Source organism: Microbacterium rhizophilum (genome assembly GCF_039605615.1).
GTDB lineage: Bacteria > Actinomycetota > Actinomycetes > Actinomycetales > Microbacteriaceae > Microbacterium > Microbacterium rhizophilus.
The window spans coordinates 716,089-729,116 of sequence record NZ_JBCNUN010000001.1 but is presented as its reverse complement, the minus strand read 5'-3'; the positions used below and the strand labels follow the sequence as shown (position 1 = coordinate 729,116).

Sequence of the window (13,028 nt, the reverse complement as noted above, 5' to 3'; positions counted from 1 at the left end):
GATGGCGACCATTGAACCACAGCCGCGGTGGCGGGTGTCGGCGGATCCATGCGGCGGATCGAGGCGTGTTTCGCTCGCGTAAAACCTGGCGCCTGGGCGCGAGAAAGGCATAGCGCCCCGACCATTTCGGGCCCTATAGTGCTGGCCACGCGGTGACCCGTTCCACCGCGCCCGCTCCGCGCTCCGGCGAAAGGAACCCGAACCCATGGCCAAGGACACGCTCAAGGTCTCCGGCGTCACGTACACGACGGCCGACCAGGACTACTACGCCAAGCGCCGGCTCAAGCGCAGCGCGGGGGTGTGGGGCCTGTGGGGTCTCGCGGTCGCGGCGGTCATCTCGGGTGACTTCTCCGGGTGGAACTTCGGCATCGACTTCGCCGGCTTCGGCGGCATGCTGATCGCGTTCGCGATCCTCATCGTCATGTACTACGGCCTGATCTTCTCGATCGGCGAGATGTCCTCGGCCATGCCGCACACGGGCGGCGCGTACTCCTTCGCCCGCGCGGCGATGGGGCCGTGGGGCGGCCTGGTGACGGGGCTCGCCGAGACCATCGAGTACGTCGCGACGACCGCAGTGATCGTGTACTTCTCCGCGGGGTATGCGGACGGCGTCACGAGCAACCTCATGGGCTTCTCGCTGCCGCTGTGGGTGTGGTGGGTGATCCTCTACGTCGCGTTCATCGCGATCAACGCCGCCGGCGCGAACCTGTCGTTCCGGTTCGCGATCGTCGTGTCGATCATCTCCATCGCGATCCTGCTCGCCTTCAGCGTGATGGCGCTGTTCTCGGGGCATTTCTCCTGGGATGCGCTGTGGGACATCCAGGCCGACCCGGGCCAGAGCACGTTCCTGCCGCACGGCGTGCTGCCGATCCTGTTCGCGCTGCCGTTCGCGATGTGGTTCTTCCTCGGCATCGAGGAGCTGCCGCTCGCGGCCGAGGAGGCGCACGACCCCGTGCGCGACATCCCGCGCGCCGGCCTCATCGCCCGTGCGACCCTGATCGTCACGGGTCTGCTGGTGCTCTTCCTCAACACGGGCGTGATCGGGTCGGAGGCGACGGCCACCGCGGGCGAGCCGCTGCTCGACGGGTTCCGCGCGATCGTCGGGGAGGGGGCGGAGGCGCTCGTCGGCGTGTTCGCCCTGCTGGCGCTGATCGGCCTGCTCGCCTCGCTGCAGGGCATCATGTTCGCGTACGGCCGGAACATGTACTCGCTGTCGCGCGCCGGCTACTACCCGCGCTTCCTGTCGCTGACGGGCAAGGCGCAGACGCCGTGGGTCGCGCTCATCGCGGGCGCCGTGATCGGGTTCATCGCTCTCGTCGTGATCGACGTGCTCGCGGCGATCGACGAGGAGGGCGCGGGCGCGGTCGCCGGCGCGATCGTGCTGAACATCGCCGTGTGGGGCGCCGTGCTGGCCTACCTGATGCAGATGGTCGCGTTCGTGATCCTGCGCCGGAGGTTCCCGAACGCGTCGCGCCCGTACCGCAGCCCGTGGGGCGTCCCCGGCGCGGTGTCCGCGGCGGTGATCGCGGCGCTGATCTTCGTGGGCTTCCTGCTGAACGCGACGTTCCAGCCGGCGATCGTGGCGATCGTGATCGTGTACGCGGTCATCCTGATCGGCTTCGCCGTGTGGGGCCGCCACAACCTCGTGCTCTCGCCCGAGGAGGAATACGCCCTGTCGGGCGGCCTGCACGGCGATCCGCAGAAGGAGGGCTACGGCGGCGCGGTCGAGCAGGAGCTCCTGGCGACCGACGGAGTGGACCCGGATCCGGATCCCGTGCGCTAGTCAGCCGCTCCCCGCGGGGTCGGGCGGAGCCTCCTCCTCCGCCGGCCCCGCGCGCCGGGGGTCCGGCACGGGACTCGGCACCGGTCCGGGCTCGGGAGCGGGTGCGCGCCGCGACCGGTCGCGCACGCGGTCGACCAGCACCCGCCACGGGCCCTCGACCCGCCGCTCGGGCAGCACGGCCTCGTGCGGCTCGCACGTGATGCGGTAGACGTACCGGTCCGGCTCGCCGGACTCGTCGGCGGTCGCGTCGTCCCACGGCAGCGACTCGACGAGCTCGCGCCACTCGCGCCGGTCGGGCTGCTCCTCGACCCGCACCTCCCAGGTGACGCGGATGCCGGCGAAGCCGCCGGTCCGCACCACGATCACGTCCATGGCGGCCAGGCTAGTCCCGGCGCATCTTCTCCCGCACCCGTCCCGGAGCCACGCCGACCTCGTCCCACGCCGCCGTCACGGCCCGAGCCTCCTCGGAGTCGTCGCCGAACAGCTCGGCCGCCACCACGGACGTCGCCGCGGCGAACTGCGCGAACGTCGCGGTCGCCGTGATCCGGTCGCCCGTGAGCGTCTCGTACCAGATGCGGCCGGCCCGTTCCCACGCGTTTCCGCCGAGGGCCTCGGCCAGCACCACGAACGCCCGGTTCGGGATGCCCGAGTTGATGTGCACGCCGCCGTTGTCGTCGCCGGTCTCCACATAGCCGCTCATGTGCGCCGGCTGCGGGTCCTCGCCGAGCACCGGATCGTCGTACGCCGTGCCGGGCGCGCGCATCGACCGGATGGCCGTGCCCTGCACCTGGTCCGTGAAGATCCCGGCGCCGATCAGCCACGTCGCCTCCTGCGCCGTGTGCCCGAGCACGCGCTGCTCCACGAGCGCGCCGAACACGTCGGACACGTGCTCGTTGAGCGCGCCCGACTGGCCCTGGTAGACGAGGTTCGCGGTGCGCTCGGTCACGCCGTGCGCGAGCTCGTGGCCGATGATGCTGAGCGAGCCCGTGAAGCCGCGGAAGATCTCGCCGTCGCCGTCTCCGAACACCATGCGGGCACCGTCCCAGAACGCGTTGTCGTAGCGCTCGCCGAAGTGCACGCTCGCATCGAGCCGCATGCCGGACCCGTCGATCGAGTCCCGCGCGAACGCCTCCCAGAACATCGCGTACGTGTCGCCCAGCCCGTCGTACGCCTGCGTGACCGCGACGTCGTCCGTCGCGGGCTGACCCTCCGCGCGCACCTGGACGCCGGGCAGGTCCTCGGTGCCCTGCGCGTCGAAGATCATCCGGTCGGGGGCACCGGGCTCGGTCGAGCCCGCGACCGGCTGCTGCAGCTCGGGCCGGGCGGCGGGCCGCACGAGCCCCGGAAGCGACTCGCCGGCGCCGCGGTGCTCGCGGAACGGCTCGTCGATGCCGAGCGTGCGGCGTGCGGCCTCGGGGGCGTGGTCGTACGCGGTCTCGTCGAGCCCCGCGATGCGCGCGAGCAGGAAGGGCGGCACGATTCCCCGGCGGTGTCCGTTGCGTGTCATGCCTCGATGCTCTCAGCCGCCGCCGACATCCGCGCCCTCTTGCCGCGGATCCGCCCGGGCGCTAACCGCGCAGCTGCGCGAGGGCCGCGGCCTGGTGCCGGTGCCCGATGGCCTCGTAGCCGACGATCACGACGACCGGCGCGAGTGCGACGATCCCGATCCCGACGGTGAGCGAGGCGCCCGCCGCCACCGCGAGAACCGCGATCGCGAGCACCGCGACGGACCCCGCGAACAGCAGCATGTGGAACGGGTCGAACCGGCCCATCAGCACGGTGTACACGGTGAACAGGCCCAGGAGGAACACGCCGACCGGGATCACGACCGTCAGCAGCGCGGCCACGTCGTCGATGTGGGCCTCGTGGCGGATCGCGTTCGCCGCGACGTGCAGCCCGGCGCCCGTGGCCGCGAGCGAGGCGAACAGCACGATGTGCCCGTAGCCCCACGCGAACGAGCGCGTCCGTCGCATGGCCAGCACCTCGCCCGACGGCATCATGAAGTAGACCCACCACAGCCCGAACGCGAGCGCCGTGCCGCCGAACGCGACGACGCCGGCGGCGAGCGACCACCCCTCCTCCTCGACCACCGCGGAGATCGACAGCACGGTGCCCAGGATCACCTCGCCGAGCGTGATGATCGCCAGCAGCCCGTAGCGCTCGGCGATGTGATGCGGGTGCCACGGGGTGCCGCGGCCGCGCCGCTCGGCGATCATCGGCACGAACATCTCCGCGGTGCCGAACGCGAGGAACAGGGCGATCGCGACCGGCAGGGGCGGGTCGACGAAGATCAGCACGATCCAGCCCGCCTGCATGGCCCCCACCAGCACCGCGTACCGAACCGCCGTCTCCCGGTGCGCCCGGTCGTGCCGTGCCACGCGCAGCCACAGGCCGATGCCCGCGATCCGCATCACGACGTAGCCCGCGACCGACAGGGCGTTGTCGAGGTGATGCCCCTCGTCGATCGAGTGGAACAGCGGCGGCAGCCCGAGCGCCAGGATGATCACGCCCACCATCTGCACGAACGTCGCGATGCGGAACACCACGTCGTCGTTGTCGAACGCCGACGCGAGCCACGAGTAGTTGATCCACGCCCACACGACGCCGAACACGCCCAGGAAGAAGCCGCCGATCGCCGCGGCGAGATGACCGAGCTCGAGCAGATGCGCGGCCTGCGCGCCCGCCTGGCTGAACGCCACGACGAACGTGAGGTCGTACAGCAGCTCGAGCGGCGTGGCCGCGCGGTGGGCCTGCCGGGGGTCCCGGCCCAGCATGCGGCGCGGCCGATGCGGGCGCGACACGTCGTCTGTCACGCGCTCATCGTGCCAGAACCGCCGCGGTCAGCGCCGGGGCGCGGTGCGCAGCCGGCGCCGCTCGCGCAGGATCATCGCGACGCCGAGGACCCACAGCGGGATCTGCGTCGCGAACGCCCAGCGGAACGCCCGGTCCGTGTACAGCTCGGGGCGGGACGCGCCCTGCACGTCCATGGCGATGCCGATGAACAGGATCGCCGTGAGGCCGGCGAGGAAGCCCCCGACGTTCGTGACGCCGGTCGCGGTGCTGAGGCGGTGGGCCGGGTTGTGGGCGCGCGCGAAGTCGAAGGCGACCATGGAGGCGGGTCCGCCCGCCGCGAGCGCGACGACGAGCAGGATCAGCAGCCAGACCGGGACGGGCGCGGGCCACACGAGCACCGCCGCCCACAGCAGCAGCTGCACCGCGACCGCCGGCAGCACCAGCAGCCGGGAGCGGTGGTGCGGATGCCGCGCCGACAGCGTGCCGACCACGGGCCCCATCACGATGCCCGCCACGACGTAGACCGAGGTCACGGCCGCGGCCTGCGCGGTCGAGAGGCCCTCGCCCGCGGTCAGGAACGGCACGCCCCACAGCATCACGAAGGCGGTCCCCGCGAACGGCGTGGTGAAGTGCGTCCAGAACGCCAGGCGCGTGCCGGGCTGCGCCCACGCGGCGCGGATGCCCTGGCGCGTGTCGATCGCGCTGGTGACGACCGTGATGGTGCCGGTGTCCGTGTCGACCGAGACGTCGGCGGGCAGCTCGGGCGGGCGGTTGCGCACGAGCGCGGCGATCAGCACGGCGAACAGGATCGCCCCGCCCGCGAGCGCGCCGAACGCGACCTCCCACGATGTCGCGTGCAGCAGCAGCGGCAGCGGGATGAGCGCGACCACCTGGCCCAGCTGCCCGAAGATCCCGGTGAGCTGCATCATGAGCGAGCCGCGCTGCGCGGGGAACCACGTCGCGATCAGGCGCAGCACGCCGGGGAAGATCGCCGCGTCGCCCGCGCCGAGCAGCATGCGCGCGGCGATCGCCACGCCCACCGTGGGAGACAGCGCCATCACCACCTGGCCGAGCGCCATCAGGACCATGCCCAGCGCCATGATCGGCCGCGCGCCCCAGCGGTCCAGCCAGATCCCGACGGGCAGCTGCATGAAGCCGTAGACCGCGAGCTGCAGCACCGCGAACATCGCCAGGGTCGACGCGTCCGCGTCGAAGCGGTGGGCGGCGTCCACGCCGACCGCGGCGAGGGACGTGCGGTTGGTGATCGCGAGCACGTAGCCGACGACGCCGATGGTCCACATCAGCCACATGCGCCACGACGGGGCGGGAGCCGGCAGGGCCGTCATGCCGCGCCCGCGTCCACGATCGACGCCGCCTCGTCGACCGTGTCGACCAGGTGGATGTGCGCCTCCATGGGACGTCCCTTCGCGAGCGCCTGCAGCAGCGGCCACGCCGGCAGGGTCTCGGTCCAGTGCGCGCGGTCCACCAGCACCATCGGCGCGATGGCGTCCTCGGTCGCGTAGTGGTTCTCGCACGCGTCCTGGAAGATCTCCTGCACGGTGCCGGCCGCGCCCGGCAGGAACACGATGCCTCCCGCGCACACCTGCAGCAGGATCGCCTCGCGCAGCGCGTTGCGGAAGTACTTCGCGATCGCGGTCGCGAACAGGTTGGGCGGCTCATGGCCGTAATGCCACGTGGGCACGCCGAGCGTCTCCGTGACCGGGACGTCGGCGAGGTCGGACAGGACGGATCGCGCGCTGGCGATCCACGCGTCGACCGACGGATGGTAGGAGGGCACCGTCGCGAGCATGCCGAGCGCGTGCGCGAGCGCGGCCTCGTCGGCGCGCGCGAGCCGCGCGCCGAGGTTCGCGGCCTCCATCGCGCCGGGCCCGCCGCCCGTCGCGACCGTGAACCGGCGGCCGAGGAGGCGCCCGAGGCGCGCGGCGCCGGTGTAGTCCGCCGCGCCGCGCTGCAGCGCGTGCCCGCCCATGACGCCCACGAGGCGGCGCGATCCGGTCCACGCCGTCAGGGCGCGGTCGATACCGTCGTCGTGCAGGGCGCGGGCGAGCAGGTCGTCGGGCCCGGCTCCGCGGGATCCCGTGCCCTGCGACCACGCGTAGGCGCGGCCGTCGAGCGTGCGGCGGTAGGACGGATCGTCGTAGAGCTCGTCCGCCGTGTAGAGCGAGTCGCGGTTCGCGTCCACCGGGACCGCATCGACGGCCGGCAGCACGAGCGCACCCCGGGCGGCATGGCGCTCGGCGTCGCCCGGGGCGAACGTGCACCCCGCGAACGTCGTGTGCGACGTGTCCCGCCCGTCGAGCACCCGCGCGCGGTCCCGCAGATCCAGCCCGACCAGGCGCCAGCCCCGCAGCCGGTGCGCGCCCTGGGCGAGGCGGCGGTCGAGCTCGGTGAGCGACTCGATCGTGACGATGCGTCCCGCGCGGTGCCTCACGACGCGGCGCCCCGGCTCAGGGACTTCAGCCGGCTCAGCGTGCGAGGGAGGTCCAGGGGCGGCACGGCCGCGTCCGCCAGGGCCTCGGGGGCGCCCCCCGCGTGGAACTCGATCCGCACGCCGCGGTCGGCCGCCACGTCGACGAGGTTCGCGAAGCGCTGCGCCGCCGACGCGGTCAGGGTCTCGAGCGGCGGCACCTCGAGGATCCGCCAGCGCCCGCGCAGGTCCGCGAGTCGCGCGTAGTCCGCGGCCCCCAGCGGCCGTTCGCACAGGTCGGCGAACGTCGCGTGCAGGATCCGCTCGTCCACCGCGCGCACGACGACGTCGCGCTCGCCGCGGACGACGTGCGAGCCGCCGATCGCGCGCGTCGCGGATCCGGCGATCCAGGTCCCGGACCCGAAGCCGGTCGATCCGCCGCGCGCACGGTGATCCGCGCCGCCGTCGATCGCGATCACGTCGAAACGCGCGCGGATGTCCGCGATCGCGGGCTCGAACGTGCCGTGGAACAGCGGATTCGGCAGCAGCCGCTCGGGAGCGTAGTTCGAGGTGACGACGAGCGCGACATCGCGCGCATGCAGCGCGTCGAGCAGGCGCCGCACGAGCACGCCGTCCGCGACGTCGTGCACGTGGAACTCGTCGAAGCACAGCAGCTCGAGATCGCCGACCAGGTCGTCGAGCGCGGCGTCTAGGTCGTGCCCGTTCCGGAAGATCGCGGCGTGCAGCGCGGGGAAGAACGCGTGGAAGTGCACGCGGCGCTTCCGCGGCGTGCGTGCGGCGGCGAACGCGACGTCCATCAGCCACGTCTTGCCCCGCCCCGCCGGCCCGTGCAGATACAGCGAGCGCGAGGACGCCAGGATGCGCCGGGACGCGCGGCGCTGCGCCTCGTCGAGCGCGAACCCGTCCCGGCGCGCCGCGTCCTCGAACGTCCGCGCGCTCAGCCCCGGGAGCGTCAGGCGCATCAGCGGGGCCGGCAGCTCGGCGGCGGGCGGGGAGGGGAGCATCCCGTCCAGTCTGCCGCACGGCCCGCGGCGCCGGATCGTGTCCCACTTGCGGCCCCTTTCCGGGCCCAGAGCGGCGCGAAGTGGGACACGGATCGCCGCATTCGGGCGCGAAGTGGGACATGCCCCGGCTCTGGTTGACTGGGCGGGATGAGCGGAGAGCCGCAGAGCGGGCCGAGGGCCGCGCTGCGCGTGCCGGCGTACCGCAGGTGGTTCGCGGCCCAGATCTTCTCCGCGTCCGGTTCGGCCACGCAGCTGGTCGGCATGACCTGGCTCATCGCCTCCGCGACCGACAGCGGCGTGGCGCTCGGGGCCCTCACTTTCGCGATCTTCATCCCGGTCCTCGTGTTCGGCCCGTGGGCCGGCCGTGTCATCGACCACGTCGACCGGCGCGTCCTGCTGCTATGGACTCAGCTCGCCTTCCTGGCGATCGCGGTCGCGCTGATCGTGATGGCGATCCTCGGATCCGTGGTGGCGCCCGTCCTCTACGGCCTCGCGCTGGCGACGGGGCTGGTGAACGCGCTCGACGCGCCCGCGCGCCAGGTGTACGTCATGGATGTCCTGCCGCGGCGCATGCTGCCGTCCGCGATCGGCCTGTACGAGGTCATGATGAACAGCGCCCGCGTGCTCGGCCCGGGCATCGCGGGCCTGCTTCTGCTCAGCGGCGACACCGTGCTGTGCTTCGTGTTCAACGCGCTGGGCCTCCTGCCGGCGATCGTCGCCCTCCTGCGCAACCGCGGGCAGAGCAGCCACGCGCCGGACAGGGCGCCGGCGGGAGACCCTCCGAGCATGTGGGCCGGCCTGCGGTGGTCGTTCGCGCATCCGCGGGTGCTGATCGTGCTCGTCCTCGCCGCGACGGGCGGGATGCTGTTCAACCTCGCGCCGACCGTCCCGCTGATGGCGACGCGCTCGTTCGCACTCGGCGGCGACGGCTACGGCCTGCTCTCGGCGGTGTTCGGCGCCGGGGCGCTCCTCGGGGCGCTGTGGGCCGCCTCGCGGCACCGGCCGCCGACCGGCCGTTCCGTGGTGCGGCTCGCGTGGGGGACCGGTGCGGCCGTGGTGCTGGCAGCGGCGGCCCCCGCGTGGGGGCGGTTCGCGCTCGGGCTGGCCGTCGCCGGAGCGCTCGGCATCTGGTTCATCTCCCGTGCCAACGCCTACGTCCAGCTGGCGGCGCCCACCGGGTTGCGCGGGCAGGTCATGAGCGTCTGGAACATGGCCATCCCCGGCATGAACCCGTTCACGGGCCTGCTGGCGGGCTTCGTCGCCGACGCGGTGTCGGCCCGGGTCGGCTTCGGTCTCTCCGGAGCGCTGTTCCTCGTCTTCGGCACGGTCGCGCTCGTCGTCTCCGCGCGGGCCGCGCGCCGGTCCTGACCCTGACCGCGGATGTCGGCGGCGGATGCGAGGGTGGGGGGATGACCGACGACCTGCGCGCCTCCGCCCTCGCCGCCCTGCGCCGCCTGGTCGGGCGCGACGACGCGGTCTTCCACGAGGGGCAGTACGAGGCGATCGAGGCCCTCGTCGGCGGGCGCCGTCGCGCGCTCGTCGTGCAGCGCACCGGATGGGGCAAGTCCGCCGTCTACTTCGTCGCCACGCGCCTGCTGCGCGACCAGGGCGCAGGGCCCACGATCCTGGTGTCGCCGCTGCTCGCGCTGATGCGCGATCAGATCGCCGCGGCCGAGCGGGCGGGGGTCCGTGCCGTCGCGATCAACTCGACCAACGCGCACGAGTGGGGCGAGGTGCTGGCCCGCCTCGACGCCGACGAGGTGGACGTGCTGCTGGTCTCGCCCGAGCGTCTCAACAACCCGACGTTCCGCGACGAGCAGCTGCCCGCGCTGGTGCGCCGGATCGGGATGCTCGTCGTGGACGAGGCGCACTGCATCAGCGACTGGGGCCACGACTTCCGCCCCGACTACCGGCGCCTGCGGGACCTCATCGCGCAGATGCCGCCGTCGGTGCCGGTGCTCGCGACCACCGCGACCGCCAACAGCCGCGTGGTGGCCGACGTCGTCGACCAGCTTGGCGCGGAGGGCGTGACGACCATCCGCGGCCCGCTGGCGCGCGCCTCGCTGCGCCTGGGCGTGCTGCGGCTGCCCGACGCGACCGCCCGGCTCGCGTGGCTGCTGAGCCACCTCGGCGAGCTGCCCGGATCCGGCATCATCTACACGCTCACCGTCGCCGCGGCGGTCGACACCGCGCGGCTGCTGCGCGAGCACGGCCATGAGGTGCGCGCCTACACGGGGCAGAGCGACGCCGACGAGCGCGAGGAGTCCGAGGTGCTTCTGAAGCGCAACGAGGTCAAGGCGCTGGTGGCCACCAGCGCGCTCGGCATGGGCTTCGACAAGCCCGACCTGGGCTTCGTGCTGCACCTCGGCGCGCCGTCCTCCCCGGTGGCGTACTACCAGCAGGTCGGCCGCGCCGGCCGCGCGACCGCGTCGGCCGACGTGGTGCTGCTGCCCGGCACCGAGGACCGCGACATCTGGCACTACTTCGCCACGGCGTCCATGCCCGACCAGGAGCGCGCCGAGCGCGTGCTGTCGGCGCTGGGAGCGTCCGACCGCCCGCTGTCGACCGTCGCCCTCGAGGCGCTCGTCGACATCCGGCGCACGCCGCTCGAGCTGCTGCTGAAGGTCCTGGACGTCGACGGCGCGGTGCGCCGGGAGAAGGGCGGCTGGATCGCCACGGGCGCGCCGTGGGTGTACGACGCGGAGCGGTACGAGCGGATCGCCGCCGCGCGTCGCGCCGAGCAGGACGACATGATCGCGTACGAGGCCACGACGGGCTGCCGCATGGAGTTCCTGCAGCGGCGGCTCGACGACGACTCCGCGGCGCCGTGCGGGCGCTGCGACAACTGCGCGGGCCCCTGGCTCTCGGCCGAGCTCGGGCAGGGCGTCGCCGCGTCCGCCGCGTCGGCGCTCGACCGGGTGGGCGTGCCGATCGAGGCGCGGCGTCAGTGGCCGTCGGGTCTCGATCGCCTCGGCCTGCCGCTGAAGGGCCGGATCCCGGCCGAGGAGCAGGCGGCCGAGGGGCGCGCGCTCGCGCGCCTGACCGACCTCGGCTGGGGCGGTGCGCTGCGGGAGATCTTCCGCGCGGGCGCGGGCGACCAGGAGGTGCCGCCGCGCCTGTTCGAGGCGTGCGTGCGCGTGCTCGCCGACTGGGACTGGGACGAGCGGCCGGTCGCCGTGGCGGCCGTGCCGTCGCGCTCGCGGCCGCGGCTCGTGGGCTCGCTCGCGCGGCGGCTCGCCGAGGTCGGCCGGCTCGAGTGGCTGGGGGAGCTGGCGCTGGATCCCGCGGCCCCCGCGGGCCGCCCCGGCGGCAACAGCGCATTCCGCGTGGCCGACGTGCACGGCCGCCTCGCGGCGTCCGGCCTGCCGGTGCCCGCCGCGCCCGTGCTGCTGGTCGACGACCTGGCCGACAGCCGCTGGACGCTGACTCTCGCGGCGCGCGAGCTCCGCCGGGCGGGCGCCACGGCGGTGCTGCCGTTCGTCCTCGCGCTGCGGAGCTGAGGCGTCCCGGGTTGACACAGCGGCGGTCGGTCGCGCAAGCCCCCCGCCGAAGATCGTCCCGCTGAGAGGGAGTGCTTAGGCTCGGTTCTATGACGGACACGGCATACCGACGCGTCAACGCCCGGGTCACGGGCATCGCGATCGCGGCAGCACTGGGTGGCTTCCTGTTCGGCTTCGACACCGCTGTGATCAACGGCGCCGTCGTGGCCCTCGCCGAGGACCTCGCGGTCACGGGCGCGCTGGAGGGCTTCACCGTCTCGAGCGCCCTGCTGGGCTGCGCGGTCGGCGCGTGGTTCGCGGGCGGCATCGCCAACCGCTGGGGCCGGGTGCCGGTCATGATCGTCGCGGCGATCCTGTTCTTCGTCTCCGCGATCGCGTCCGGCTTCGCGTTCGGCGTGATCGACCTCATCCTCTGGCGCGTGGTCGGAGGCCTCGGCGTCGGCGCCGCGTCGGTCATCGTCCCGGCGTACATCGCCGAGGTCTCGCCCGCGGCGATCCGCGGGCGTCTGGGATCGCTGCAGCAGCTCGCCATCGTGCTCGGCATCTTCGCGGCGCTGCTGTCGAACGCCCTGCTCGCAGGCATCTCGGGCGGCGCCGCCGAGGCCCTGTGGTTCGGCATCCCCGCGTGGCGCTGGATGTTCGTCGTGGCAGCGATCCCGGCGCTCGTGTACGGGCTCATGGCCCTGCGGCTGCCGGAGTCGCCTCGCTACCTCGTGCTGCGCGGCGACGTGGACAGGGCCTCGCAGGTGCTGCTCGACTTCGGCGGCGCGAAGGACGTCAACCTCAAGATCCAGCAGATCCGCGACTCGCTCGAGTCGGAGGAGAAGGAGTCGCTGCGCGACCTGCGCGGCAGCGCCCTGGGCCTGCGACCCATCGTGTGGGTGGGCATCCTGCTGTCGGTGTTCCAGCAGTTCGTCGGCATCAACGTGATCTTCTACTACTCGACCACGCTGTGGCGCTCGGTCGGCTTCGACGAGTCCAGCGCCCTGCTGACGTCCGTGATCACGTCGGTCATCAACATCCTCGCGACCATCGTCGCGATCCTGCTCGTCGACCGCGTGGGCCGTCGCACGCTGCTGCTGGCCGGATCGGTCATCATGACCGTCGCGCTGGGCACCATGGCCCTGGCGTTCTCGTTCGCCCAGGTCACCGGCGGCGAGGTCGAGCTCGAGGCGCCGTGGTCGATCGTGGCGCTGCTGGCGGCCAACCTGTTCGTGATCGGCTTCGGCGCCACGTGGGGACCGGTCGTGTGGGTGCTGCTCGGGGAGATGTTCCCGAACCGGGTCCGGGCGAGCGCGCTGGCCGTGGCCGCGGCGGCGCAGTGGGTCGCGAACTTCATCGTCTCCACGACGTTCCCGGTGCTGAGCGGCATCGGCCTGTCGTTCGCGTACGGCCTGTACGCCGTGTGCGCGGCCGGATCCTTCGTGTTCGTGTGGTGGAAGGTGCGCGAGACCAAGGGCGTCGAGCTGGAGGACATGCACTGACGCGCCCGCTCCCGT

10 protein-coding genes are annotated in these 13,028 nt (G+C 73.1%); 4 read left to right on the top strand and 6 right to left on the bottom strand.

Annotated features, from left to right (window positions below):
* Window positions 1-205 precede the first annotated feature (205 nt).
* Window positions 206-1,783: an amino acid permease gene (locus tag AAD528_RS03620; RefSeq protein WP_345750655.1), complete on the top strand. Its 1,578-nt coding sequence runs from the start codon at window positions 206-208 to the stop codon at window positions 1,781-1,783.
* On the opposite strand, the gene AAD528_RS03615 is transcribed toward AAD528_RS03620, so the two are convergent.
* The 6 genes from AAD528_RS03615 to zapE all read right to left on the bottom strand — a co-directional run bounded on the left by AAD528_RS03615 (window position 1,784) and on the right by zapE (window position 8,029).
* Window positions 1,784-2,155, bottom strand: a complete 372-nt coding sequence (locus tag AAD528_RS03615; RefSeq protein WP_345750654.1) for a protealysin inhibitor emfourin — start codon at window positions 2,153-2,155, stop codon at window positions 1,784-1,786.
* Between the two features lie 10 nt (window positions 2,156-2,165).
* Window positions 2,166-3,290: a M4 family metallopeptidase gene (locus tag AAD528_RS03610; protein ID WP_345750653.1), complete on the bottom strand. Its 1,125-nt coding sequence runs from the start codon at window positions 3,288-3,290 to the stop codon at window positions 2,166-2,168.
* A 61-nt stretch (window positions 3,291-3,351) separates the two neighbouring features.
* On the bottom strand, window positions 3,352-4,596 hold the full coding sequence (locus AAD528_RS03605) for a low temperature requirement protein A (protein ID WP_345750652.1): 1,245 nt from the start codon (window positions 4,594-4,596) through the stop codon (window positions 3,352-3,354).
* A gap of 27 nt (window positions 4,597-4,623) precedes the next feature.
* Complete coding sequence (locus AAD528_RS03600; protein WP_345750651.1) at window positions 4,624-5,922, bottom strand: MFS transporter; 1,299 nt, start codon at window positions 5,920-5,922, stop codon at window positions 4,624-4,626.
* A complete protein-coding gene (locus AAD528_RS03595) occupies window positions 5,919-7,028 on the bottom strand; it encodes an LOG family protein (protein WP_345750650.1) in 1,110 nt (369 codons plus the stop codon). Before AAD528_RS03595 ends, AAD528_RS03600 begins: the two co-directional genes overlap by 4 nt.
* On the bottom strand, window positions 7,025-8,029 hold the full coding sequence (gene zapE / locus AAD528_RS03590; RefSeq protein WP_345750649.1) for a cell division protein ZapE: 1,005 nt from the start codon (window positions 8,027-8,029) through the stop codon (window positions 7,025-7,027). Before zapE ends, AAD528_RS03595 begins: the two co-directional genes overlap by 4 nt.
* A 147-nt stretch (window positions 8,030-8,176) precedes the next feature.
* On the opposite strand from zapE, the gene AAD528_RS03585 reads away from it, so the two are divergent.
* The 3 genes from AAD528_RS03585 to AAD528_RS03575 all read left to right on the top strand — a co-directional run bounded on the left by AAD528_RS03585 (window position 8,177) and on the right by AAD528_RS03575 (window position 13,013).
* Window positions 8,177-9,397 carry an MFS transporter gene (locus AAD528_RS03585; protein ID WP_345750648.1) on the top strand — a complete coding sequence of 407 codons (1,221 nt, stop codon included), beginning with the start codon at window positions 8,177-8,179 and terminating at the stop codon, window positions 9,395-9,397.
* Window positions 9,398-9,438: 41 nt separating this feature from the next.
* On the top strand, window positions 9,439-11,529 hold the full coding sequence (locus AAD528_RS03580; protein ID WP_345750647.1) for a RecQ family ATP-dependent DNA helicase: 2,091 nt from the start codon (window positions 9,439-9,441) through the stop codon (window positions 11,527-11,529).
* An 89-nt stretch (window positions 11,530-11,618) separates the two neighbouring features.
* The gene (locus AAD528_RS03575; protein WP_345750646.1) at window positions 11,619-13,013 is read left to right on the top strand and encodes a sugar porter family MFS transporter; all 1,395 of its coding nucleotides are present in this window, start codon (window positions 11,619-11,621) and stop codon (window positions 13,011-13,013) included.
* Window positions 13,014-13,028: the final 15 nt, after the last annotated feature.